General features: G+C 70.1%; 17 protein-coding genes and 3 pseudogenes. 12 read left to right on the forward strand and 8 right to left on the reverse strand.

The window, feature by feature from the left end; all coding sequences use genetic code 11:
• Window positions 1-379: 379 nt before the first annotated feature.
• On the reverse strand, window positions 380-1,252 hold the full coding sequence (locus tag CEB94_RS36640) for a formylglycine-generating enzyme family protein (RefSeq protein WP_175436247.1): 873 nt from the start codon (window positions 1,250-1,252) through the stop codon (window positions 380-382).
• 204 nt (window positions 1,253-1,456) lie between these two features.
• Between CEB94_RS36640 and CEB94_RS36645 the strand changes: the two genes are divergently transcribed.
• The 8 genes from CEB94_RS36645 to CEB94_RS36675 all read left to right on the forward strand — a co-directional run bounded on the left by CEB94_RS36645 (window position 1,457) and on the right by CEB94_RS36675 (window position 12,192).
• Window positions 1,457-3,664, forward strand: a complete 2,208-nt coding sequence (locus CEB94_RS36645; RefSeq protein ID WP_175436248.1) for a sulfatase family protein — start codon at window positions 1,457-1,459, stop codon at window positions 3,662-3,664.
• 11 nt (window positions 3,665-3,675) lie between these two features.
• On the forward strand, window positions 3,676-5,160 hold the full coding sequence (locus CEB94_RS36650; protein ID WP_175436249.1) for an RICIN domain-containing protein: 1,485 nt from the start codon (window positions 3,676-3,678) through the stop codon (window positions 5,158-5,160).
• 258 nt (window positions 5,161-5,418) lie between these two features.
• Complete coding sequence (locus CEB94_RS36655) at window positions 5,419-8,178, forward strand: helix-turn-helix transcriptional regulator (protein WP_175436250.1); 2,760 nt, start codon at window positions 5,419-5,421, stop codon at window positions 8,176-8,178.
• A gap of 643 nt (window positions 8,179-8,821) precedes the next feature.
• Entirely contained in the window at window positions 8,822-9,028 is a 207-nt protein-coding gene (locus CEB94_RS41340; RefSeq protein WP_246112027.1) for a substrate-binding domain-containing protein, read from the forward strand.
• Window positions 9,029-9,199: 171 nt separating this feature from the next.
• The gene (locus CEB94_RS41795) at window positions 9,200-9,685 is read left to right on the forward strand and encodes an MFS transporter (protein ID WP_281292549.1); all 486 of its coding nucleotides are present in this window, start codon (window positions 9,200-9,202) and stop codon (window positions 9,683-9,685) included.
• Entirely contained in the window at window positions 9,667-10,947 is a 1,281-nt protein-coding gene (locus tag CEB94_RS36665; protein ID WP_281292591.1) for an MFS transporter, read from the forward strand. Before CEB94_RS41795 ends, CEB94_RS36665 begins: the two co-directional genes overlap by 19 nt.
• Window positions 10,925-11,260: an STAS domain-containing protein gene (locus tag CEB94_RS36670; protein ID WP_175437318.1), complete on the forward strand. Its 336-nt coding sequence runs from the start codon at window positions 10,925-10,927 to the stop codon at window positions 11,258-11,260. The genes CEB94_RS36665 and CEB94_RS36670 overlap by 23 nt, the downstream gene beginning before the upstream one ends.
• Window positions 11,260-12,192, forward strand: a complete 933-nt coding sequence (locus CEB94_RS36675; protein WP_175436251.1) for an anti-sigma factor RsbA family regulatory protein — start codon at window positions 11,260-11,262, stop codon at window positions 12,190-12,192. Before CEB94_RS36670 ends, CEB94_RS36675 begins: the two co-directional genes overlap by 1 nt.
• 116 nt (window positions 12,193-12,308) lie before the next feature.
• Here CEB94_RS36675 and CEB94_RS36680 read toward each other — a convergent pair whose 3' ends face one another.
• A complete protein-coding gene (locus CEB94_RS36680; protein ID WP_246112028.1) occupies window positions 12,309-12,887 on the reverse strand; it encodes a thermonuclease family protein in 579 nt (192 codons plus the stop codon).
• A gap of 509 nt (window positions 12,888-13,396) precedes the next feature.
• On the opposite strand from CEB94_RS36680, the pseudogene CEB94_RS41345 reads away from it, so the two are divergent.
• Window positions 13,397-13,573: pseudogene (locus tag CEB94_RS41345) on the forward strand (ANTAR domain-containing protein); the annotation flags it as partial.
• A gap of 117 nt (window positions 13,574-13,690) precedes the next feature.
• On the opposite strand, the pseudogene CEB94_RS41350 reads toward CEB94_RS41345, so the two are convergent.
• The 5 genes and pseudogenes from CEB94_RS41350 to CEB94_RS36705 form a co-directional block, all read right to left on the reverse strand.
• A pseudogene (locus CEB94_RS41350) lies at window positions 13,691-13,798 on the reverse strand (anti-sigma factor antagonist); the annotation flags it as partial.
• A 137-nt stretch (window positions 13,799-13,935) separates the two neighbouring features.
• The gene (locus tag CEB94_RS36690) at window positions 13,936-14,154 is read right to left on the reverse strand and encodes a hypothetical protein (protein WP_175436253.1); all 219 of its coding nucleotides are present in this window, start codon (window positions 14,152-14,154) and stop codon (window positions 13,936-13,938) included.
• Window positions 14,155-14,304: 150 nt separating this feature from the next.
• Window positions 14,305-14,460, reverse strand: a complete 156-nt coding sequence (locus tag CEB94_RS36695) for a DUF6131 family protein (RefSeq protein WP_175436254.1) — start codon at window positions 14,458-14,460, stop codon at window positions 14,305-14,307.
• A 782-nt stretch (window positions 14,461-15,242) separates the two neighbouring features.
• Window positions 15,243-15,647: pseudogene (locus tag CEB94_RS42355) on the reverse strand (tyrosine-type recombinase/integrase); the annotation flags it as partial.
• Between the two features lie 571 nt (window positions 15,648-16,218).
• Complete coding sequence (locus CEB94_RS36705) at window positions 16,219-16,971, reverse strand: thioesterase II family protein (protein WP_175436255.1); 753 nt, start codon at window positions 16,969-16,971, stop codon at window positions 16,219-16,221.
• Window positions 16,972-17,223: 252 nt separating this feature from the next.
• Between CEB94_RS36705 and ccrA the strand changes: the two genes are divergently transcribed.
• Together ccrA and CEB94_RS36715 are read left to right on the forward strand one after the other, a co-directional pair.
• A complete protein-coding gene (ccrA, locus tag CEB94_RS36710) occupies window positions 17,224-18,558 on the forward strand; it encodes a crotonyl-CoA carboxylase/reductase (RefSeq protein WP_175436256.1) in 1,335 nt (444 codons plus the stop codon).
• Between the two features lie 33 nt (window positions 18,559-18,591).
• Window positions 18,592-20,325, forward strand: a complete 1,734-nt coding sequence (locus tag CEB94_RS36715; protein WP_175436257.1) for a 3-hydroxyacyl-CoA dehydrogenase family protein — start codon at window positions 18,592-18,594, stop codon at window positions 20,323-20,325.
• Window positions 20,326-20,350: 25 nt separating this feature from the next.
• Here the strand turns inward: CEB94_RS36715 and CEB94_RS36720 are convergent, their stop codons facing one another.
• A complete protein-coding gene (locus CEB94_RS36720; RefSeq protein WP_218945955.1) occupies window positions 20,351-22,939 on the reverse strand; it encodes an AAA family ATPase in 2,589 nt (862 codons plus the stop codon).
• Between the two features lie 405 nt (window positions 22,940-23,344).
• On the opposite strand from CEB94_RS36720, the gene CEB94_RS36725 reads away from it, so the two are divergent.
• The gene (locus CEB94_RS36725; protein ID WP_175436259.1) at window positions 23,345-24,586 is read left to right on the forward strand and encodes a beta-ketoacyl-[acyl-carrier-protein] synthase family protein; all 1,242 of its coding nucleotides are present in this window, start codon (window positions 23,345-23,347) and stop codon (window positions 24,584-24,586) included.
• The last annotated feature ends 159 nt before the right edge of the window (window positions 24,587-24,745 follow it).

Consider the following 24,745-nt stretch of genomic DNA (forward strand, 5'->3'; position numbering starts at 1 on the left):
CCGACGTGCCGTGCCTGCCCCAGATGCCGAGAGGCGCGCCCCGGGGTTCCGGACCGCCGGATCGGTGCCGGCCTCGGGGGAGCGGACGGCGTGATCCGGCGGGCCGGGCCTGTGACCGCCTTCGGTAGAGGGCGTGCCAGCTTCGGGCGGGGCAGGTCGTGTCCCAGCATTCCATCGCGATCCTCGTGCCGAAGCGCCCGCCGCCCAGCGGACTCCCTACGGCAATCGCCGCCACGCACCCGGTGGGTCCCGGGCATCGACCGCGTACCACCGTATGACCTGCGAGGATGCGATCCAGTGACGGCCCCCGTCGCGCTGTCACGGCTCGCCCGGCCGCAGCGGATCGCTCAGATCGCCTGAGCGGTGTGCGCTCCGTGCCTCAGACGTCCGCCGCACAGCGGAAACCGCAGTTGCCGCTGCTGGAGTCCGGCGTGTTGGCCGTGCGGGCGGCCACCCGGTAGCGGTTGCAGTAGGAGTCGTGGCACAGGTAGGAGCCGCCGCGCATGACGCGTCGGTCGCCCTCCGCCGGGCCGCGCGGGTCGGTGGAAGGGGCCGCCGAGTGGGCAGCGGTGAACCGGTCGGCGACCCACTCCCATACGTTGCCCACCATGTTGAACAGGCCGTACGCGTTGGGACGGTACGCATCGACGGGAGCTGTACCCAGGTGTCCGTCGTCGGCCGTGTTGACGACCGGGAAATCGCCCTGCCAGATGTTGCAGCGCCATTGGCCACGAGGGGTCAGTTCGTCGCCCCACGGGTACCGCGCCTGATCCAGGCCGCCGCGCGCCGCGTACTCCCACTCGGCCTCGGTCGGTAGCCGCTTGCCCGCCCACGCCGCATACGCCCAGGCATCGTCCCAGGTCACGTGGACGACAGGATGGTGGGCCCGGTCGTCGACGCCGGAGCCCGGGCCCTCGGGAGTCCGCCAGCAGGCACCTTCCACCCCCCGCCACCATGGCGTGCTCGCCGCGCCCCGGGTGGCGCGCACCTGCTCGGGGGCGAGGAACCCGGCGAAGACGTAGGACCAGCCGAAACGCTCAGCCGCGGTGACGTATTCGGTGTCCTTGACGAACGCGGCGAACCGGGCATTCGTGACGGCCTTCTCGTCCACGCGGAAAGCCGGGACGGTGACCTCGCGCACCGGCCCTTCTCCATCGCCGGGGTTGGCGTACGCGTCCTCGTTCCCCATGCGGAACATGCCGCCGGGCAGCGTCACCATCCCCGCGCCGGAAGCCCGCCGCGCTCGCGGCATGAGGGGCGCCGGACGGGCTCGCTCCGTTCCGGCCGGCGCGCAGCAGGAGTCAAGCCCCTTGCCGGCAGTCGCATCACTGTCATGAGCGGTCAATGGACACCTCCGAGTCGGACATGGATTATCAGCCACCATCATTCGGCCTCAACAAAAACCGCCGTGATCCAACGCTGGATCCGCCCGTCAGTTACATCCCAGGGAGTCGCCTTGCCCAGTCGCCGCCAGTTCCTCTCCGGGTCCGCCGCCGCGCTGGCCCTCGCCACCCTGCCCGGGGCTCCGACCGCGGCGGCGGCGACGACCACCGCCGGCCGGGCGCCCAACATCGTGCTGGTCCTCGCCGACGACCTCGGCTGGGGCGAGCTGGGGTCCTACGGCCAGAAGCTCATCGACACCCCCAGGCTCGACGAGCTGGCCGCGCAGGGCCTCCGCTTCACACGGGCGTACGCGCCGGCGGCGGTCTGCGCACCCTCCCGCTGCTCACTCCTGACCGGTCTGCACACCGGGCACGCCACCGTACGCCAGAACCCGTTCAGCGGTCCGCAGGGTTCACTCGTGGAGGGCGACACCACGTTCGCGGAGGTGCTGCGGTCCCGCGGCTACCACACGGCCTGCATCGGCAAGTGGGGCTTCGGGCCGGACCTGGCGGACCAGCCGAGCCACCCCAACGCACGAGGCTTCGAGGAGTTCTACGGCTACATCAACCACGGCCATGCTCACGAGTACTACCCGACGTACCTGTGGCACAACGGCCAGAAGGTCGACATCCCGGAGAACGCGAACGGTGCCATGGGCACGTACGCGCCCGATCTGATGGAGCAGCGAGCGCTGGACTTCATCGACGTTCACTCGACCGAGCCCTTCCTGCTGTTCCTCACCCCCACTCTTCCGCACGCCCCCTCGGACATCCCCCACGCCGACCAGTACGCCGGCGAGTCCTGGTCCTCCGCGGACAAGAAGCACGCGGCCCAGGTCACGCGGCTCGACACCATGGTCGGCAGGGTCGTGGACCGCCTCAAGGCCCTCGGTATCGCCCAGGACACGCTGGTCCTCATCGCCAGCGACAACGGCCCGCACGAGGAAGGCGGCGTCAACCCGAACACGTTCGACGCGAACGGTCCGCTGCGCGGCATCAAGCGCAACCTGTACGAAGGCGGCGTGCGCGTCCCGCTCATCGCCTGGCAGCCAGGGAAGGTGCGGGTGGGCAGCACGGACCGTCCCACTCCGCTGACCGACCTGCTGCCCACGTTCGCCCAGCTGGCCGGCGCGCCGGCACCCAGCGACATCGACGGCATCTCAGTGGTCTCCCTGCTGAGCAGCACCTCGTCGCAGTGGCACAACCACCTGTATTGGATGCGCAACGATCCGTACAGCAGCACGCTCTCCGGTCAGGCGGACAGCGGGCGGTGGAACCGCGTCGCGGAGGCCGTCCGCAAGGGCCCCCTGAAGGCGGTCCGCTTCGCCCCGGCGCGCGACAGGACGGCGCCGGACTCCCAGTGGCACTTCGAGCTCTACGACCTGGCGACGGACCCGGGGGAGGCGACGAACATCGCGGCCTCCCGCCCCACGGACGTCGCGGCGATGACCGCGCTGATGCGGTCCTCGTGGGTGGACAAGTACATCCGCAAGGCTTTCGGACTGAACCTGAAGGGTCCCGGCCTCGCGATTCCCGGCAAGACCTTCACCGTGAGCGCCACCGTCGGCAACGCCTCCACGTCCACCTGGACCAACCCGTTGGTGACGCTCACCGCGCCGACCGGCTGGCAGGTCCGTGCCACCACCCCGACGACGCAGCCCCAGATAGCCGCCGGCGGCTCCTCCGTCGTGACCTGGGAGGTGACGCCGCCCTCGGCCGCGGCGCCGGCGCCGGTCACCCTGCGCGCCGAGGCCACCGCGACCTACAACGGGAACCCCGTGAAGTTCACCGACGAGGAACTGACCGAGGTGGTCTCCACCATCCCCGCGCCGCCCACGGCCAGCGCGTATCTGAGCGACCTGCCGTGGGTCTGGGCGAAGAACGGATGGGGGCCGGTCGAGCGGGACATGAGCAACGGCAAACAGGGGGCGGGCGACGGTCCGGCGATCAGCATCGCCGGGACGACCTACACCAAGGGGCTGGGCGTCCACGCGCCCTCCGAGATCCTCTACAACCTGGGCGGCAAGGCGAAGCGGTTCACCGCCACCGTAGGCATCGACGACTTCTCCGCCAACCAGTCCACTGCCGGCTGCGTCCGGGCCACCGTGGTCGCTGACGGTGCGCAGATCTTCGACAGCCTGAAGATCACGGCCGCGTCCGGAGGCAAGAAGGTCGACGTGGACGTGACGGGTGTACAGGTTCTGAGGCTGATCGTGCAGGACGCCAACGACCTCGGCTCCTACGACCACACCTCGTGGGCCTCCGCATTCATCACGCTCTGAGGAGAGACACCATGCGATTTCGGCTCTGGGGCGAAGAGCGCTCGACGTTCGTACGCACCCTTCTGCGGCTCCTGGTCGCCTGCTTCGGCGTGCTCACCCTGCTCGCCACGGGCGCGCCGGCGCAGGCCGCCCCGGTCACCGTCACCAACGCGACCCAGTTCACGACCACCGACGGCACCGTGATCCACGCCCATGCGGGCGGAATGATCAAAGTCGGCTCCTACTACTACTGGTTCGGCGAGAACCGCAACCCCGACTGGACCTTCAAGGCCGTCTCCGTATACCGGTCGACCGACCTGAAGACCTGGGAGTTCCGGCGGGACGTACTGACCCAGGCCAGCGACCCCGAGCTGGCCGTGGCCAACATCGAACGACCGAAGGTCATTTACAACAGCAGCACCGGCACGTTCGTCATGTGGATGCACAAGGAGAACGGCGTCAACTACACGGAGGGCCGGGCCGCGGTCGCCGTGTCCGACACCGTCGACGGGGCCTACACCTGGAAAGGCAGCTTCCGCCCGCCGAGCGGCACCACCTCCCGCGACCAGACGCTGTTCAAGGACGACGACGGCACCGCCTACCAGGTCACGTCCGCCGACGGCAACGCCGACCTGCACATCTACAAGCTGAACGCCGACTACACCGGGTATGACACCGGCACTTCGGTCGTCAACCCATGGGACGGCAAGTACCGCGAGGCACCCGCCCTGTTCAAGCGCAACGGCGTGTACTTCATGCTCACGTCGGGCAACAGCGGCTGGGAACCGAACCAGCAGCAGTACGCCACCGCCACGGACATTCGCGGCCCTTGGACCACCATGGCCTCCGTCGGCGACCCCACGGGGTACGGCTCCCAGACCACGTTCGTGCTGCCGGTCCAGGGCACGGCGGGCACGTCGTACCTCTACATGGGAGACCGCCACGGCGCTTCCAGCCTCATCAACGGCACGGTCAACGACTCCCAGTACATCTGGCTGCCCCTCCTCTTCCCCAGCCCCACGACGATGGTCCTGCCCTGGTATCCGCAGGTGTCCATCGACACCGCGGCCGGCACGATCAAGGGCGTCGGGGGAGGGCCGTACCACCGCCTCGTCGCCCGCCACAGCGGCAAGTGCGTGGACATCAGCGAGGCCTCCTCCAACAGCAGCGTGATTGCCCTGCAGTACACCTGCACCGGCGGACTCAACCAGCAGTGGAGGACGAAGGACGCGGGCAACGGTTACGTGAGTCTGATCGCCCAGCACAGTGGCAAGTGCCTCGAGGTGGGAGGTGCCGTCACCACGGACGGCGCAGCGGTGAAGCAGTACCCGTGCAACGGCGCCACCCACCAGCAGTGGCAGTTCCAGGACCAGGGGAACGGCCACTACCGCCTCGTGGCCCGGCACAGTGGCAAGTGCCTCGATGTGGCGAGCGCCTCCGTCGCCAACGGCGCCCGGCTCATCCAGTACACCTGCGGCAGCGCCACCAACCAGCAGTTCCAGCGCCTCACGGTGTGATCCCTCCTTCCCCCGTGGTCCGGGGCCGGTCGACGATGCCGTCCGGCCCCGGACCACGCGCGTCCGCTGAGCGAAGAGCACCGCGCGGCCGAGCGGGACGTACGGGACCCCGGCCTGGACTGGAAAACCTGCGCCCCGCTGGTTCGACCGCACCGACGTCCCCGCCCGCCATGAGTCCGTCGCTCGACAGCACGGCGTCGCGTCCCCTGATCTACCTTGGGAGTCGAAGCACTAACGGCTCTCCGAGGTGTGGTGCGCATGGACCTTGCAGCCGCCGAGCCGCTGTTCGTGGGGCGCGGCGCCGAGCTGGCCGTCCTCGACCGGGCGGCGCAAGCCGCCAGGGCCGGCCGCATGGGCGTGGTCCTGGTGGAGGGCAAAGCGGGCGTCGGGAAGACCGCCTTGCTGCGGCGGTGGCTGACGGGCGCCAGCTCCTCCGGCTTCTTCGTTCTCCGGGCGGCCTGCGACCTCGCCGAGTCGGATGTGTCGTACGGCGTGGTGGAGCAGCTGGCGAGGAAGGCGCCGCCCGCGTTGCTCGACCGGTACACGCTCCTGAGGGGCGCTCCGTCGGTCCGGGCGTCCGTGGTGCAGGTCGGTGGCCAGATGCTCGGGCTGCTCGACGACCTGCAAGGACAGTCGCCGGTCCTGGTGGTGGTGGAGGACGTGCACTGGGCCGATGAGAGGTCGCTGCAGGCCATCGGATTCGTGCTGCGGCGCTTGGAGGCCGATCGCATCCTCACGGTGCTCACCGCCCGTCCCTCCGCTCCCGATGAGCTGCGCAGGCCGGCGATCGAGCGGGACGGTGTGCTGGCGCTCGCCGGGCTGGAGGAGGACGCGGTGGCCGACCTCGCCCGGACCGCCACTGGCCGGGAACTCGATCCGGCGGTCGTACGACGGCTTTGGAGGCACACCGGCGGCAGCCCGCTCTATCTGCGCACCATTCTGTCGGAGGTGCCGGCCGACCGGCTGCACAGCGATCCCGACCGGTCCCTGCCCGTGCCCACCAGTCTGGCTTCGGCCATTCGAATGCAGCTGGCCGGGCTGACGCCCGACGCGCGCGCCGTGGTGGAAGCGGCCGCCGTACTCGGTGGCCGCCGGCCCCTGCGCACGGTGGGGCAACTGGCCGAGGTCTCCGAGCCGTCCGCCGCCCTGGCACCGGCGCTCCGGGCCGATCTGCTTCGGTGGTGGCCCGCGGAACCCTTCTGCCCGGTCGAGGTCACTCATGCCCTCCAGCAGGACGCCGTCCTCGAAGCGATGGACCCCCTCCGCAGACGCGCCCTGCACACCCGGGCGGCCGGTCTGGTCGCCAGCGGCGCGTCATGGCGTCACAAGGTCGCCGCCGCCGACGGCCCGGACCCCGCTCTCGCCCAGGACCTGGAACGCGCCGCCCGCATGTGCCTGACCTCGGGCGACGTCGACCGTGCCGCCACCCTCCTGCTCTGGTCCGCCGACCTCGTCCCCACCCGCGGGGAGCGGGAACGTCTGCTGCTCACCGCCGCCGCGCATCTCGCGATCGCCACCCGAGTCGGTCGTGTGGCGCCGCTGATCGACGCCGTCCGGCCCTGTGCCCGCAACCCTCTGCGCGCTCTGGTGACCGGCCTGTACGCGATGTCGACCGGGAGGCTGGACGCGGCCGGACCGGATCTCGCCGAAGCCTTCGACGGGGCCCGGGCCGATCCGTCCTTGCACTGGATCGCCGGCGTAGCCGGGGGAGGGCTGGGCTACACGCACTATTTCAGCGGTGCACCCGGGGAGGACACCGTACGGGTCTCCCGGCAGGTGCTCTCCCTGGACGACCTCGACGCCTCCCTCACGATGTGGGCGAAGTGCACTCTTGTCCTCGGGCGCATGAGCGCGGACGGGCCACAGGCGGGACTGAGGGAACTCCAGGCCGTCTCCCCGCTCCCATCGGCGCGCGACGTCACCCCGGACCATGCGTGGACGCTGATCCTGCGGGGTTGCACCCACGTCCTGTGCGGCCTGCCGGCCCGGGGGCGTGAGGACCTTGTGCGGTCACTGGAAGTAAGTGAGACCGGAGCAGGTCAAGGGCTGGAGGAGACCGCCCTCCTCTACCTCGCGATCGCCTGCCACTGGACAGGTGCGTGGGACGACGCGGCCATCCACGCCGCAGCCGCCCTGACCACCGCCACGACCGAACACCGCCTGTACGCGTACGGCGGGATCTACGCGGTCTCCGCCTGGGTTCCGGCCGGCCGGGGGGACGCCGATCGCGCGCGGTACTTCCTGGACGCGGCCGAGCAGCACATCCTGCCGTACCAGGCTGGCCTACTCCACGTGGGACGGGCGCTGGAGGCGCAGGCACGAGCCGACTGGCCCGCGATGCTCGAAGCGGTGAACAGGTCGCCGCGTGACCCACTGATCCACAACGCCGAACACCGAGTGCTCTGGAAGCCACTGCACGCCGAGGCGCTCATCCGTACGGGGCGCCTGGTCGAAGCCGCGGCCGAGGTCGACGGACTACGGGCCATGACCGCCGCCCACCCCGCCCTCTCCGTGGCAGCCGCATGGTTGTCCGGACAGCTCGCCGAAGCCCGGGGGGCCATCGACGCTGCCCGTGCTTCCTACGAGACCGGCCTTGCCGCGAGCGCCGGTGAGAACGACAACTCCCTCCACCGAGCCTTCCTCGAGCACGCCTACGGTCGTCACCTGACCGCCACCGGGCATGCCCAGCGGGCGCGGACCTGGCTCGAGCGCGCACGGCGGCGATACGGAGAGATGAACGCGACCGCCTACTTCGGGCGCTGCGACGCCGATCTCGCCGACCTCGGGACCACCGTGACCCCGCCCGGCGGCGTCGCCGTGCCGGACAGCCTCAACGTCCGGGAACGGGAGATCGCCCACCTCGTCGGCAAGGGCCTGACGAACAAGGAGATCGCCGGACGGCTCTTCATCAGCAGCAAGACCGTCGAGTACCACCTTGGCAACGTCTACGCCAAGCTTGGTCTCGACGGCCGCCGCCAACTCCGCGATCTCATCCAGCAGTACGTACGAACACCCTGACGGTATGGACCGCCGAGGCACTCGCGCGGCCCTGACGCGGCCCAAACGATCGGCTTCCCTGAGCGTTCATGCCCTGAGCTCCGCCTCTGCTTGCCCATGCTTCGCGTCGTACCACAGGACGGTCGGCGCGATGTCGTTGCGCAGGCAGTACGTCCGGCCGCCGAAGGTGCCGGTGTCCAGGGCCCCGGGAGCGAAGCCGCTACGGGTGGACTTCGGTACGAGGTCGCCGAGCGGGGCCGCGTAGTCGAACTCCTCGGAGGCGAGTGTCGAGGCCTCGGCGGGCGACGCGGGCTACGTCCCCATGAAGGTGTCACTCGCCAACCGCACCAAGAGCGGCTGGCCAGACATCGTCTTCCCCACCCCGCTCTCCTCCTGCTCTCCGGCTGTGGAGGCACCGGCGGCGGCAGCGGCATGTCGGGCGGCGGCGAAGGGGAGTTGCTGGTCTGGATGGACAACGCCCGCACACCCGCGGCCCAGCAGTACAAGAAGGCGCATCCGGACCTGAAGATCCGTGGCGTCACCACGCCCCCCTTCGATCCTGGCCTGGTGCGCTACGGCGACTTCACCCACGGCCTCGCGCATCAGCACGCTCTGGAGCTGCGCCGCTGCGTCGCTCGGGCTGTGCGTTCCGGACGACGTCAGTGTGGTCGGCTTCGACGATCTACCCTTCGCGGACTGGGTGACCCCGCGTCTGATGACCGTGCGTACCCCGCTCGCCGACATGACGGTCCTCGCCGCCCGCATGGTGCTCCGGCTACTGTCCGGACAGCAGCCGGAGACAATCAGGGCCGAGGTCGCCACCGAGCTCGTCGTACGGGACAGCAGCGGGCCCCCGTCGGCCACGGGGTGAGCTCGCCGTCAACGTGCACACCGTCTACCGGGACCTCGACCCCTCCCTGCCTCTCCTCGACGGCCCCGGCCTGTTCGGCCGCATGGCCGAACTCGCCTGCGCCCGCACCGCTTTCTGAGCCGCCGGTCATTCCCCGGACCGTCCGCCCTGTGACCATCCCAAGGAGGAGACATGGTCTCCAGCCCTGCCTACGACCCACCCGCCGACCCGTCGGCCGCTCCGACGCCCCGGCACACCGCGACGATCGTCGCCGGCTGTCTGGCCGTGTGCCTGGCTCAGATCGGCCTGGTGCTGCCCGCCGCGATCAACGGCGTAATCCAGCACTCCCTCCAGACCTCCGGCGCCGAACTGACCTGGATCAGCGACGCGTTCCTCGTCCCGGCCGCCGTGCTCGCGCTGACCTTCGGCGTCCTCGGTGACCTGTACGGACGCAAGAAGCTGCTGGTGGGCGGCGCGCTGCTGGCCGCCATCGGGTACGCGGTCTCCGCGACCTCCCACTCCGCGGCGCAGCTGATCACCGGTCAGGCGCTCTCCGGCATCGGCGCCGCCGCCCTCTTCCCCGCCTCGCTGGCCGTGATCACCGCGAGTACTCCGACGCCGCCGCCCGGGCCCGCGCGCTCGCCTCGTGGACCACCGCCCTGTCCCTCGGAGCGTTGATCGCCCCGCTGCTCTCCGGCACGATCGTCGAACACACCTCCTTTCGCTGGGCGTTCGCCGCCACCGGACTGCTCGCGCTCGTGGCGGCGGCAGCGGCGTGGCTCCTGACCGGCGAGTCCAGCGCCCCCGAGGGCCGCTCGCTGGACTGGCTGGGGCAGATCACCGTCGCGCTGTCGCTGTTGGCCCTGCTGTACGGCATCATCCAGGGCCCCTCGGACAGCTGGAGCTCGGCGCCCGTTGTCCTGTCCTTCGTCACCGCGGCAGCCCTGCTCGGAGCCTTCATCTGGGCGGAGAACCGCAGCGGCTCGCCGATGCTGCGCCTGGAGCTGTTTCGCATCCCGGCCTTCGCCGCCTCGGCCGCGATGGCAATCATCGGCATGTTCGGCTTCCTGGGCGGGGCCTACGACCTGAGCATTCGGCTCGGCGTGATCCAGCACAAGAGCCCGCTGGAGACCGCGGTGCCCTTCCTGGTGATCCAGGGCATCACTCCGTTCATCTGGCCGCTACTGGTCCGGCTGCTGCACCGGGTCGGTCCCGGACTGATGCTCGTCGCCGGCTTCACGGCGCTCGCCGCCGCCCAGCTCTGGCTGCGAGAGGTGCCGATCCACGAGACCGGCCTGGTTCCCCTCCTCGGCCCGCTGATCCTCAACGGCGTCGGCTTCGGCCTCGTCGTCGCCGCCATCACCGCCGCCGTCAACGTCGTACCGCCGAGTCTGACCGGCATGGCCAGCGCCACCACCAGCCTCGTCCGCGACCTCGGCCAGACCCTCGGCCCGGCTCTCGTCGGCGCCGTCGCCCTCGGCATGGCCACCAACAAGCTGACGGACAGCCTCGCGGGCGCGGGACTCACGTCCGCCGAACACGGAACCGCCACCGCTGTCCTCGACGCGGGCGGGCCCATCGCTCTGCACACCGCCGAACTCGGCCCGCTCAGCGCCAAACTCGCCCCGCTCACCGAACGGGCTCTCGCCGACGGCTACAACTGCTGCACGAGGCAGACGCCGTGGTGCTCACTGGCGACGAGGCGCTGCGCTACGCAGTGGACCGGGCCGCACGGGCGGCGCGATCCCCGAGCACTGTCCGAAACCTCGATGAGCGTTACTCGCTCCCACTTACAGAACCAGGCGTGTCTGCCGCCTGGATACACTGCCCTGTCGGGGGAGCTTTTCCTCTGCGCGTGCCGGGACGGTTGGCAGGCGGCTGATGTGAAGGAGTCCGAGCGTGGATGCCCCACATGCGGTGGGCGGGCCCGCCCCGGCTGAGCCCGGGAGGGCCGCGTTGGAGGTGAGCCTGTTGCCCGGTCGTTCCGGGATACGTGCCCGCGGTGAGATCAGCGCCCTCACTCGCCCGTCTTGGGAGGAGGCCCTGTCCGAGCTTGCTGGGCGGCACGCGGGCGTGTCGTACGTGGAGCTGTCGGATGTGGCGTTCGTCGACGTGGCCGGGGTAACCGCGCTGGCGGTCACCGCCATGAACCTGCCCGACGGGAGGGTTGTGGTCGAGAATCCCCCGCCGCAGCTGCCGCGGGTTCTGGAGATGTTCTGGCCGGGCCTGGACCGGATCGAGGTGGCTCTGTGATGAGCACGGTGACCACCCATGAGGCGTTCGTGCACCCGGCCCTTTTCTACCGCACCGAGCAGGAGTACACGCAGCAGACGGTGGCCTTCCTGCGCGAGGGTCTGACCAACGGCGAGCCGATGGCTGTGGCGGTGCCCGGCCCCAACCTGGAGCTGATCAAGGCAGGTCTGGGCGGAGACGCCGAGGGCATCCTGTTCCTGGACATGACCGAGGCCGGCCGCAACCCGGGGCGGATCATCCCCAAGGTGCTGCGCGGATTCGCCGACGCCCACCCGAAGGGGCGTGTGCGGATCATCGGCGAGCCGATCTGGGCTGGGCGCAGCGCGGTGGAGTACCCGGCGTGCGCGCAGCACGAGGCGCTGATCAACGCCGCGTTCGAGGGCCGGGCGGTGACGATCCTGTGCCCCTACGACGAGGTGCGGCTGGATCCGCTTGTGATCGCCGATGCGCGGGTTACCCACCCGACCCTCATCAGTGGGGAGGGCCGTGAGTCGGTCAGCGACGTCTACGACTGGCAGGCGGTCGTCGATCGGTACAACCAGGCGCTTGCGCCTGCACCGGACGCCGCGGCCTTCTCCTACGGTGGTGAGGACCTTCCGGCGGTCCGCCAGTTCGCTCTCGCTCAGGCGATGCGGGTGGGCATGGCCGGGGAGCGGCTGATGGATGTGGAGCTGGCGGTCGCGGAGCTGACGACCAACAGCGTGGTCCACGGCGGAGGCCGCGGGACACTCGCGGTCTGGGCCGAGCATCGGCAGCTGGTGTGTGAGGTCCGCGATGCGGGCCGACTGGCCGATCCGCTGGCCGGCCGCCGCCCGCCGGAGCGCGACCAGTTGGGCGGCCGGGGCCTGATGCTGGTCCACTACGTGGCCGACCTGGTGCGCGTGCACACCAGCGACGACGGCACCACCGTGCGCTTCTACCTCAGCCTGTGACAACGCGCGGGCGGCCACCTGCCCGGGTGGCCGCCCGCCCCGCTCGTCTCGCGGACCTACTGGTGAAGAGGCAGTATTCGCAGCGTGCGCTATTCGCACCGTGGTCGGTCAGCGGATCAGTTGGCCTCGCAGCCGATGCCGTCACCGTCCCGGTCCAGGCGGTGCGGGTCGTCGGGGCCGACCCAGACGGGGCCTGACAGGTCCGAGCAGTCCACATCGGGGACACCGGCGGGAGGCCCGCCCGGGAGATCTGGGCGTGCCGGGGCAGGCGAGTCCGGGGGAGCGAGGGAGGTCTCCGGCTGCTCTGGGCAGGCGGTCCACAGGCCGGCTCCGGCCTGCTGGGCGGCGTCCTCGGCGTCAGAGATCCTTGTCCAGTACTTGTCGTTGGACGGATAGAGGACCGCCTCGGCGTGACCGCTGCGAACGAGGGCCTCGTTGACGAAGGTGCCCTGCTCGTTCCACACGTACAACAGGTACCGGTCATAGCGGTCGGTGAGTTCGACGTCCCGTTCGGCGCGGATGTGGCTGCCCGGCGGCAGGAGCGTGGCGGTGCGGGCGGTGGCGTCGTCAGCGAAACAGGCACCGCCCTCCGGGGTGTCGATCTCCAGAAGCCGCACCCGGGCCACGGTGTCCTTCGGCAGGACCCGGCCGTCGCCGCGCACCTCGAGGGTGTCACCGTCGATTATGCGGTGCACTACCACGCCCGGTGGAGCTGTCGAAGGTGGCTTCGGCTTCGCGGCCGGCGTGGTCGGCGTGGCCCTTGGGCTGTGGGGACGCCTGCCCAGCCAGCTCGTGAGGGAACGGAAGCGTCTCCCGACCCGGATACCGTGGGCGGCAATGAGCCGTGACCGGTCGGCTCTCCAGCGCCCGATTGAGCTGCTCACTCTCAATCTCGCGGACGGCGGCCGGAGAGATCTGACTCCGGCCCGGACACATCACGGGCCCCGGGCTTCGGCCCGCAAGGCGGGTGTGAGCCGGGACGGGAAGGCGACTCGGCAGGAGAGGGGATACAGCCTCTGGGACTCTTCGCCGTCCACGGACGGCGAAGAGTCCTTCACACACCATTGTGACCCTTCGCGCTGTGCCGAGGGTGTCTTGCAGCTCCCGTCCGGGGCAGGCGCACTGGGGATGTTGCCCCCGATGGAGACTGGTGATGACGACCTCCCGTACGCAACGGCCCCGACCCGAGGACAGTCGTGATGCCATGCTGTCCCGCCTGGAGCAGGAGAACGCCCAGCTGCGGCACGCGGTCGACTCCCACGCGACGGTCGACCAGGCCATCGGCATCCTCATCGCGACCCACCAGATAGCATCGGCGGCCGGGTTCGAGGTGCTGCGCGAGGTCTCCCAACACACCAACCTCAAACTGCACGCGGTCGCTGAAGTGGTGATCGGCTGGGCGCTGGGGCAGCCGCTTCCCGGGCCGGTGGAGCAGGAGCTGGACGCAGCCCTGCAGCGTCGCCAAGGAAACGCCTCGGACGGGCCCCGACAGGGGCGGTCAGGCGCTCAGAGCCTGCTCGATACTGGGGTGACAGGTGATGAGGGCGTCGATGCCGACCAGCTCCAGAACCCGCAGGACGGACCTTTGGGCGCCGGCGATCCGCACCCTGTTCATCGAGCAGGAACCGGTCGGCAAGCGCATCACCGCCCGGATCGCTCTGCTCGCCGACCGGGCCGGTGAGATCGCCGGCCGGGACCCTCTGTAGCGCGCGGTGGGCCGGGAGAGCGCGTTGTCGAACCTAGCTATGAGGGGCGTGGCCGCATTTCAACGATCAGCAGCCCGCACAATTGGAAGCGGTTCAGCAGGCCCCACAGATGCGCTTCGTCCACGACGTCGCCGTAGAACACCGTCTGGGTGCCGATCGCCACAGTGTCCAGCTCGGGGAACGTCTCCGCTATGTCCTGCGGGACTGGGCCGGCGACACGGAACTCATAAGCGCGCGTCGCAATATCATCTGGCATGGGTCAAAAGCAAACCCGGCCGACGCCCGGCAGGCATCACCCGCTACGGATGAGTGCGCTCGTCGCGTACCGCCTCCGACGCCGGGTACGACCGGCAACGCGGTGGGGACGCTGGTGCCGGGCCGCAGCCCGGCGCTCCCCTGGAGGACGTCACCAGTAGTGTCGGCGGCCGGCGAACGCGTGTCCCATGGAGCCCATGATCCACAGGATCGCGCCGATGACCGCGAGGATGATTCCGATCGTCCACAGGATCGATATGCCGGTGACGAAGCCGACGACCAGCAAGATGATGCCGAGAAGGAGCATGACGGCCTCCGGTGTGCGGTAGTGCTGCTTTCACTGTGGACCGCGACGCCGCGGCAGGGAAGGGGCGTGCACCTTTCGACCCGAGATCGGCCAGACGTCTATGTGGTGGAAGCGGTAACCGGGCCCCCATGGGTGGGCTGCCGCCACCGGAAGCCTGCTGCTCTCGGGGCATGGTTTATCAGCCGTTCCAGCGCCAATTCAGACCGCAACCGTCGTGGTCGCCCGGGAAACCATGGCAGGACAGGGCCTGCGCGCTGTCCGCGCACGGTCGTGACCTGCAGGACCTCCTTGACGCGGACCAGGTCGCCGAGAAGATCAGTCTCGATACCGCCCGCGAAGCATCTGGTGGTCGAAGCTGCCGTCGACCGTGTGCGTGACAAGAAGGCCGGACGTCATCGGTCCGGCCGCAGCGTCCCGCCACGCTTCATGACCCAGCCCCGTCCAGCCGTGTGGAGGTGGGGCGCGTGCGGCTGGTAACAGCTCTGCTCACACCGGCTGCCGCACTGCCTACCTCAGCGCCGTCGACCAAGCCCTCACTGACCGCGGCATTCGCCCGGTCCCAGGTGATGAGCCGGACCACCAACTGCTTCACGCACCGTGAGGTCGGTGAAAGGCCGGCGGGCGCCAGGGCGGGCGGGCAGGGGGCCGCAGGTGATGAGGCTGGCGCGGCCCGCGAGCTGGGCGCCGCGGACTCCGGTGAACAGAGGTGTGGCGGCGGCGTCGATGCCCGTGTAGACGAAGGTCGCCTTGATGCGTTCGGTGAGGTCTTTTGCGGCGATGAGCTATGCCGCGAGGCTGTGGTTGAGGGTTTTGGCGGCTTTGCTGATGGAGCCGGGCATGAGGTGGCGGTGGATCTTGAAGGTGATCTCGATGGTCTTGTGGCCCATCCACTCGGCGACGTCGGTGATGGGGATGTGGTGGGTGAGGCAGTTGGAGGCGAAGAAGTGCCGCAGGCCGTAGACGACCATCCCGCCGGGGATGTCGGTCTGGCCGGCCTTCTTGATCCGCTGCCATTGGTTGGCGATGTGGTAATGCGGGAAGGTGCGGGTCGGATCGCCGGGGTGGCGGAGCAGGTAGCCGTCGACGGTGCCGTGTTTGTCGGCGTACCACTCGATCGTCTGGCGCACCCGCGCCGGGAGGGGCACATCCCGGTACTCGCCCACCTTGCGGTGCTTGAGCCGCTCGTACTGACTCGCCGCCGTGCGTTGTCTTCCGCAGTTCCATCGTGTGCGGGAGGGCGGCTGGGCGCGTTGCGCGCCCGATGCGCGGTGCTGCGCCATTCCACGGTGTCTCCGTCTGTGGTGGCTGTGGCAGGACTCTTGCCAGTGAGTCCAGGTCGGAGCCCTGTGACGCGCGAGCGTCCACCTTGCCGTTCGAGCAGGAGAACGAGTTCCCGGAGTTCACCCAGGACATCGAAGCATGCGGAGCGCGTCGCGCCCAGCCGGTTGTGGACGAAGGCGGCGGTGGCCGGCTGGGGCTGGTCGGGTGTCGAGGTAGCCACCACGATCCAGCTCAGGTCCCGGGCCTGAACCCCGGCGTCGTCCAGGGCTCGCGCGGCTGCCTCGTCGGCCAGGTCGGAGGTGGCCTCGTGCGGTGCGGCATAGCGCCGTTCGCTGATGCCGGTCTTGCGTGCGATCCACCCGGCCGTCACTCCGGCCGACGCCGCCACCTCGTCGTTCGGGACGATCCGTGTCGGCAGGTACGAGCCCGCGCCCAGGGCGCCGATGCCGCCCTACGTCGGAGCTGGCGAGTACACGGTCATATTGCCCGGAGCCCCTCGGCGATGCACTCCAGGACGCTCTCGTGGTGCTCCACGAGATAGAAGTGGCCGCCGGAGAAAACACGCAGGTCGAAGGAGTCCTTGGTGTGCTCGCTCCAGTGGTGCAGCTCGCGCACGGGGACCCGGGGGTCGGAGAAACCCGTGAGGGCGTGGATGGGGCAGTCGAGCGCCGGCCCAGGCTCGTAGCAGTAGGTCTCCGCTGCCTGGTAGTCGCTGCGGATCGCCGGGAGGATCATGTCCATCAGCTCCGCGTCGCCGAACACCTGTGATCCGGTGCCGTCCAACGCGCTGATGTCGGCGACCATTTCGGCGTCCGAGAGCTGGTGCAGACCGTCGTCGAGGACGCGGTGCGGGGCCCGGCGGCCGGAAACGTACAGCGCGCGCGCCGGTCGGCCCGCCGACTGCAGCCGGCGGGCGACCTCGTACGCCAGGGTGGCCCCCATGCTGTGGCCGAACAGCGCGTACGGGAGGTCCGTCCAGGGCAGCAGCGCCGCAGCGGCCCGATCGGCCATCTGCGCCATGTCGGGGATGTTCGGCTCGTTGCGCCGGTCCTGCCGACCCGGGTACTGGACGGCGAGGACGTCCGTGCCCGGGGCCAGGGACCTCGACGTCGGGAAGAAGAAGCTGGCCGAGCCCCCGGCGTGCGGGAAGCAGAAGAGTCGCCTTGGCGCCCCGTCGGATGGGTGGAAACGCCGGACCCACGCTGCGCCGTCGTCGTAACTGTCGCTCAATTTCTTTCCCTGTGACCGTTCCCGATTACCGTCCTGCAGCACTTCACACTGCAGGACGTGTATGCAGTGCGGCAACCTGCAAATCCCCCTAATTCCCGACCCCCTATCTTCATTCGTTCCCTGTGGATGTCAGTGCGGCCGCGTTAAGGGGGGAGCATTTCCTAAGGGTTCTCAGATTTCGGGTCGCCCCCTAGGGTCGCACCGTGGTGCGCACATGCGCCGCAGTCATGCTCGCTTCGGGAGGAAACCCACGTGAAGGAAATAGTCGACGCCGTCCTCTCCGGTGAGGCGACCGCTGCCGACTATGCGGCGCTGCGACTCCCGGACAGCTACCGGGGCGTTGTCATCCGCAAAGAGGATACGGAGATGTTCGCGGGCATTCCAAGTCATGAGAAGGACCCCCGCAAGTCGCTTCATCTGGACGAAGTGCCACTGCCCGAACTCGGCCCCGGCGAGGCGCTCGTTGCGGTGATGGCCAGCTCGGTCAACTACAACTCCGTCTGGACCTCGATCTTCGAGCCGCTGCCGACGTTCGGCTTCCTGGAGCGGTACGGCAAGCTCTCCGAGCTCACGAAGCGCCACGACCTGCCATATCACATCATCGGCTCCGACCTCGCGGGCGTCGTCCTGCGCACCGGCCCGGGCGTCAACGCCTGGCGCCCCGGCGACGAGGTCGTCGCGCACTGTCTGTCCGTCGAGCTGGAGTCCTCGGACGGCCACAACGACACGATGCTCGACCCCGAGCAGCGCATCTGGGGCTTCGAGACCAACTTCGGCGGCCTGGCAGAGCTCGCGCTGGTCAAGTCCAATCAGCTGATGCCGAAGGCCCAGCACCTGAGCTGGGAGGAGGCCGCCGCGCCCGGTCTGGTGAACTCCACCGCCTACCGGCAGCTGGTCTCCCGCAACGGCGCCGGCATGAAGCAGGGCGACAACGTCCTCATTTGGGGCGCGAGCGGCGGACTCGGCTCGTACGCCACCCAGTTCGCGCTGGCCGGCGGCGCCAACCCGATCTGTGTCGTCTCCAGCGACCAGAAGGCGGACATCTGCCGCTCGATGGGCGCCGAGGCGATCATCGACCGCAGCGCCGAGGGCTACAAGTTCTGGAAGGACGAGCACACCCAGGACCCCAAGGAGTGGAAGCGCTTCGGCAAGCGCATCCGCGAGCTCACCGGCGGCGAGGACATCGACATCGTCTTCGAGCACCCGGGCCGCGAGACCTTCGGCGCGAGCGTCTTCGTCACCCGCAAGGGCGGCACCATCACCACCTGCGCCTCGACCTCGGGCTACATGCACGAGTACGACAACCGCTACCTGTGGATGTCGCTGAAGCGGATCATCGGTTCACACTTCGCCAACTACCGCGAGGCGTGGGAGGCCAACCGCCTGGTCGCCAAGGGGAAGATCCACCCGACGCTGTCGAAGGTGTACTCGCTGGAGGACACCGGCCAGGCCGCGTACGACGTGCACCGCAACCTCCACCAGGGCAAGGTCGGTGTGCTGTGCCTGGCGCCCGAGGAGGGCATGGGCGTGCGCGACGAGGGGATGCGCGCCAAACACCTCGACGCCGTCAACCGCTTCCGCACCTGATCAACCGTCTACGAGAACGCAAGGATGCAGTACATGACACAGAAGCCCAGCGTCATCGGGGTGGTGGGTCTCGGGGCTGTCGGCGAGGCGATGCTGCGCCTGGTGGCCGACGCGGGATACACGGCCGTGGGGGTGGATCGGGAACTCGACGTGCTGGCCCGCGTCGAGCGACGTATGAAGGCCAGGTCAGGAGGCCACACCTGGGACAAGGACGGTTGCACGCTGACCAACGATACGGCGCTCCTGGCCCGCGCCGACGTCGTGATCGAAGCCGTGGACGAAGACCTGGCCACCAAGGTCGATGTCCTGCGCCGCCTGCACAGCCTGTGCCCGAACGAGACGGTGCTCCTCTCCACCACGGCTTCGCTTCCGCTGCCCCGCCTCGCCATCGCCTCGGGCCGCCCCGAGCGGACCGGGGGACTGCGGTTGTTCAGGCCGCCGGTCGTCGGTGGTGCCGTCGAGTCCGTGTTCACCTCGATGAGCCTGGACGACGCCATCAGCACCGTGGAGCAACTGGTGGCGCAGCTGGGTCTCGCACCGACGGCCGTCGGCACACACGCGGGCCCGCTGGCCACCGAACTCGTGTACGCGAGCCTCAACCGCGCGGTCGCCCTGGTCGAGGAGGGCTTCGTCCCCGCGCAGAGCGTGGATACGGCCATGCGCCTAGGCTGCGGACTGCCCGCCGGGCCGCTGCAACTCCTCGATGAACTGGGCCTGGACGGAGTCCACGCCCACCTGTCCGAGCTGTGGGCGCGCACCGGCGACGACGCCTTCCGGCCCACCCCCCTGCTGACCTCCATGGTCCGCGGCGGCGCGCTGGGGCGAAAGAGCGGTGAGGGCTTCTACCGCTACGACGACGAGGGCCGGGCGTACCCGGGCGGTGGCACCGACGGAGCGGGGAGCGACGCCCCCGGCGCGCAGCCCGTGGCACGCGTCGGTGTGCTCGGGTCCGGCACCATGGCCCGTGGCATCGCCGAGGTCTGCGCGGTCGCGGGACTGCGTACGACCCTGGTGGCGCGCAGTGAGGAGAAGGCACGCCGCGCCCTCGACTCCGTCGACGCCTCGCTCACCAAGGCGGTGCGCCGCGGCAAGGTCACCCCCGATCAGAAGGCCGGGGCGCTCGCTGTCCTCGACGGGGCCGAGGACTTCGGGGCCCTCGCCGACTGCGACCTGGTGATCGAGGCGACGGCCGAGGACCTGCCGCTCAAGCGGAGCCTGTTCGCGCGGCTCGGCTCGGTCTGCCGCCCCGGTGCGCTGCTCGCCACCACGACGTCCAGCCTGTCCGTCGCCACATGTACCGGGCCGGCCGATCGGCCCGGTGATGTCCTCGGCCTGCACTTCTTCAATCCGGCGCCCGTGATGAAGCTCGTCGAGCTGGTCCGCACCCCGGACACCGGCGACCAGGTGATGGCGGCTGCGCGTGCCTTCTGCGATCAGCTCGGCAAGGTCGCCGTGGAGTGTCCGGACGAGGCCGGGTTCATCGTCAACCGCCTGTTGTTCCCCTATCTCGCCGACGCGATACGCCTGTTGGACCGGTACGGCGTCGACATCAAGGAGCTCGACGACGCGGTGAAGGACGGATTCGGGTACCCCATGGGGCCCTTCGCGCTGCTCGACAGCATCGGCTTGGACGTCTCGCTCGCCATTCTGCGGTGCCTGCACAAGGAGTTCCCCGACGGCGGGAACGAACCACCCGCTGCCATCAAGGAGTTGGTCACTTGCGGCTTCCTCGGCCGCAAGAGCGGGCAGGGCTTCCGGCGGGCGTGAGAGGCGGCCCGCCGGGCCGTACCCGTCACCGGCCGACTGGATCCCGGGTCGGGCCGGCCGTCTCCCGGGCGAGGGCCCGGGGGAGGGCGGCCCGGCCGCGTACCCCCAACTTCTGGTAGATGCGCGTCAGATGCTGCTCGACGGTGCTTGGCGTGATGAAGAGCTGCTCGGCGATCTCCCGGTTGATGAGTCCGTCGGCGGCGAGGCGGGCGACGCGCTGCTCGGCCTTGCTGAGGACCGCCGACGTACCGGCGCCTTCGGCCCGCTCGCCGCCCTCGGGCTTCCGCCCGCCGCAGTCGTCCCCGGACGAGGCCGGGACAAGCCGGTCGTACAGCCGTTGTGCCCTGCGGCGCAGCCATGCGCTGCCCTGGCCCGGCCGGGCCAGCTCCTCCTCCAGGAAGCGGCGCGCCTGGACCGGGCTGCCAAGCTCGATCAGCGCCTCGGCCGCGTGCACCCGCCAGGCCGTGAACACCGATACGTCCAGCTCCCAGGCCGACATCAGGTCCCGGCAGGCGTAGAAGTCACCGAGCGCCGCCTGGTAGCGGCCCGCGGACAGATGGTGGCGGCCCCGCGCCTGCAAGTAGTGCAGACCGGGCAGGGACTGGAACATCTCCTGGGGTACGGGGATACGGAAGCACGCGGCCGATGCCTCGACGTCCCCGAGCCCCGCGTAGGCCAGGGCCTTCGCGGACAGCGGCAGGCCGATGGCGACGCCCCAGGCCGGTGCGGAGATCAGCGCGAGAGCCTGGTCCGCGCGTCTGCGCGCGGTCTCGAAGCGGCCGAGCCAGCTCTCCAGGATCGCGCTGGCGGCCAGCAGGATCGCCCGTGTCGTGGCAGTGCGTCCGGTGGAGCCTTGGACCAGCAGGTCGCACCATTCGGCGGCGCGGTCGAGGCGCGTGGCACGGATGAGGGAGATGAGCGCGGCCATGGCCGGTGCCACCGGCGGGTCGTGCAGGACCACGCCCTGCAGCAGTTGCTCCGCGGCTTCGACGGCCCCGCGGGTCGGCCCTTCGGTGAGCAGCGAGGCGAGCACGATAGCCCCGTCCGAGTGCCGGTCCACGGCCCCGGTGCCGTGGCCGAGCACCCGCTCGCCGTCGCCCGGCGCGCGGTGGTAACGGGCCCCGAGCGAGGGGTAGAAGTACGCGAACCAGATATGCAGCGTGTCCAAGCGCGCTTGGAGGAGCTCGGGCAACTGGTCCCGGGCGGCGTCGAGGTCGGCGAAGAGAGCATCGGCGTCCTGCGGGCGGCCCAGCCACAGCAGGTACGTGATGAGCATGAGCCCGTGCTCCCGGCTCAGGAGGCCGCGCCCGTGGTCGGCGAGGAGCCCGGCCAGGTGGTGACGAACTGCGGCGGGGTCCATCTCCCAGGCAGCCTGGGCGAGTTCGGCCCGGACCGCCGCCTTGTACGCTCCCTCCCCGCAGGCCTCGTACGCGCTCTGCAGACAGGTGACGGCCCACTCGGCGTCGTGCTCGCGCAGTGCCTGCGCCGCGGCGTCCCGCAGGGCTGACATCGCCCACTCGTCCGCACAGGGGCCCGCGCACATCAGGTGCTCTGCCACTTCTCGCGGCTCGGCCCCGGTCTCGTGCAGCACCCTCGCGGCCCGGAGGTGCAGCCCCGCCCGTTCGTCGGGTGCCATCTCGTCGAGGACGTTGACCCGCGCGGCGTCCAGGCGGTAGCGGGTGCCGTCGGTCAGACCGACGGCCTCCAGGGCGCCGACGGCCTGCGCGGCTCTGCCGACGGGCACGCCGAGGTGGCGAAGGAGACGCTGTACGTTCTCGGCGGGGCTTGCCGCGTCGAGAACGGCGAGGGCCTGAGCGGTGCGCAGTACGTCGTCTCCCAGCTGGCCCAGGACGTACTGGACGGCGAGGCGGATGGCCTCGTTCCCTGCGGGTGGCGCGGCATCTCCGCAGGCTCCTGCTGCGCTTCCGGCGGCCGGTTCCTCGGTCGCGGCCCGGTCCCATGCCAGCGCCTGCAGCAACAACGGGCTGCCTCCGGAGGCCTGTTGCCACCCGGGGGCGGCCTGCCGGGCGAGGTCGGCTCCCAGGTGCTCGGCCAGCAGGCTCTCGGTGCACCGGGTGCACAAGGGCGCCAGGCGGATCAGCGTGCACCTGGGGTTGCGGACACACTCGGCGGCCACCGCCTGGTTGCCCCGGGCGAGCTCGGCACGTCCCGAGAGGACGACCAGGATGCGCAGCGAGGCCACCCGGCGGGTGAGGTGGAGCAGGCATTCCAGGGACGCGTCGTCGATCTCGTGGACGTCGTCGACGGTGATGACCAGGGGGGTGTGCTCGGCGCCGGACACCAGGCGGTACACGGCGTCGACCGCCTCGGCAGGGGTCTCGCTCCGGCCGGCGGCCACGTGCGGGGCCAGGCCCCCGGCGGCGAGCAGCTGCATGACCACGCCCAAGGGGAGGGTCCGCTCCGCTGCCGAGGCGACGGCGCTCAGGACGGTGGCCCCCGATGCCTCCGCGTGCGCCTGGATGTAGTGGATCAGCGAGGTCCGGCCCATCCCGGGTGCGCCGAGGACGAGGGCGGCGCAACCGCTGCCCCCCTGCGCCTGGGCGAACAGCTCCGCAAGGAGCCGTCGCGCCGTGCACCTTTCCGCTGTCTTCACGGCTGGCCTGCCTCCACTGTCTCGCCGGATGCCTGCGTGCGTACCAATCGTATGTATGGGCCACACACCACAGGTACTCCCCCCTACCGCGGTGATCATGTCCTGCCGGGGGGGCGACCGGGCCGCTCCGGCCTCCGGACCTCAGCCTCCGGACCGGCCTGCACATGCGCCCGCCGGTATGCAGGGCCGGAAATCATGAAACCCCCTGTACCCGGTCTCCCTTTATAGGGGGGTGCGGGCAACCCCCTAACCGCCAACTCCCCGCGAAAAGGGGCAGCTTGCAAGCCGGCTGGACCGTTGGCTAGCGTGCGGACGCATGCGGATCTGTCCCTTCTCCTTCGATCCTTTTCCGGCATCCGCCTGACAAGAGAAGGGGCGTGCAGCCCGATTGCCGTGGGCGGCGCGATGAGGCGAATCGGCACGAGAAGGGACAGGAAGACAGTGGACGTATGGGTTACCGGCCTTGGTGCCATGACACCGCTCGGCGCGGATATGCCGAGCACGTGGGCAGCCATGCAGAACGGCGCCAACGGAATTGGGCGCCTTGAGGAGGACTGGGCCCAGGAACTGCCTGTGCGCATCGCCGCGCGTCTTTCGGGAAATCCCGCCGAGTCCATGGACCGGACCGAGGCACGCCGCCTCGACCGGGCCGAGCAGATCGCCGTCGTGACGGCGCGGGAAGCCTGGACGGACGCGGGCGCCCCCGAGGTCGACCCGGAGCGCTTCGCGGTGGTAGTGGGTACGGGCATCGGGGGGATCACCTCGCTGCTCGGGCAGAACCACAACCTGGAGACGAAGGGTCCGCGCCGAGTGTCCCCGCACACGGTGCCCATGCTGATGGCCAATGGCCCCGCCGCGTGCGTGAGTATGGACCTGGGAGCGCTCGCAGGCGCCCACGCCCCGGTCAGCGCGTGCGCCTCCGGGGCTGAGGCCATCGCCCTCGGCCTCGACTTGATCCGGGCCGGCCGGGCCGACGTCGTCGTGGCGGGCGGCGTGGAGGCCAGCGTCCACCCGCTGCCGCTGACCGCGTTCGCGCAGATGATGGCCCTGTCCACCGCCAACGACGACCCTGAGGGCGCCTGCCGCCCCTTCGACGCAAAGCGCAACGGCTTCGTCCTCGCCGAAGGGGGAACCGTCGTGGTCCTGGAGCGGGCCGAGCACGCCCGCGCCCGAGGCGGCCGTGCGTATGCCGCCGCTCTGGGCGCCGGTATCAGCTCAAGTGCCGCCCACATCACAGCCTCCGACGTACCGGGCCAGGTACGCGCCATCACTCGGTCGTTGCGGGACGCGGGCGTCGGCCCCAGGGACGTGGGCCATGTGCACGCGCACGCCACGTCCACGCCGCAGGGCGATGTGGCCGAGGCCCGGGCCATCGTCGAGACCATCGGCACACACCCGGTGGTGACCGCCACGAAATCCATGACCGGCCACATGCTGGGGGCCTCCGGGGCCGCTGGCGCGGCTGCCGCGCTCCTCGCACTGCGCGACGGCAAGGTGCCCGCCACGCGTAATCTGCGCGACCTCGACCCCGAGGTCGAACTCGACGTCGTCATGGGCGAACCGCGGACCGGCCAGTGGCAGTCCGCCCTCGCCAACTCCTTCGGCTTCGGAGGCCACAACGTCTCGCTGGTCTTCGGCCGCGTCTAGGGACTGCCCGGCCCGATCCGCCGAACACCCCTGAAGCCTGCCGGCCCGATCCGCCGATACAGGGCCGGCAGGCCCCGAGCCTCCGGGCGCCTACGGAGCAACACACCTATTTCGCATGCCCGATCCGCATGCCCAATTTCGCATGCCTCCACGTGAAAG

Origin of the sequence: Streptomyces hawaiiensis, from assembly GCF_004803895.1 — a bacterium.
In the GTDB taxonomy this organism is placed as follows: Bacteria; Actinomycetota; Actinomycetes; order Streptomycetales; family Streptomycetaceae; genus Streptomyces; species Streptomyces hawaiiensis.

Excerpts from the sequence above, each read along its gene's own strand:
- CEB94_RS36640 (WP_175436247.1), bottom strand. The coding sequence starts at position 1,252 with ATGCCGCGAGCGCGGCGGGCTTCCGGCGCGGGGATGGTGACGCTGCCC.
- CEB94_RS36650 (WP_175436249.1), top strand. The coding sequence starts at position 3,676 with ATGCGATTTCGGCTCTGGGGCGAAGAGCGCTCGACGTTCGTACGCACC.
- CEB94_RS36655 (WP_175436250.1), top strand. The coding sequence starts at position 5,419 with ATGGACCTTGCAGCCGCCGAGCCGCTGTTCGTGGGGCGCGGCGCCGAG.
- CEB94_RS41795 (WP_281292549.1), top strand. The coding sequence starts at position 9,200 with ATGGTCTCCAGCCCTGCCTACGACCCACCCGCCGACCCGTCGGCCGCT.
- CEB94_RS36675 (WP_175436251.1), top strand. The coding sequence starts at position 11,260 with ATGAGCACGGTGACCACCCATGAGGCGTTCGTGCACCCGGCCCTTTTC.
- CEB94_RS36690 (WP_175436253.1), bottom strand. The coding sequence starts at position 14,154 with ATGCCAGATGATATTGCGACGCGCGCTTATGAGTTCCGTGTCGCCGGC.
- CEB94_RS36695 (WP_175436254.1), bottom strand. The coding sequence starts at position 14,460 with ATGCTCCTTCTCGGCATCATCTTGCTGGTCGTCGGCTTCGTCACCGGC.
- CEB94_RS36715 (WP_175436257.1), top strand. The coding sequence starts at position 18,592 with ATGACACAGAAGCCCAGCGTCATCGGGGTGGTGGGTCTCGGGGCTGTC.
- CEB94_RS36725 (WP_175436259.1), top strand. The coding sequence starts at position 23,345 with ATGAGGCGAATCGGCACGAGAAGGGACAGGAAGACAGTGGACGTATGG.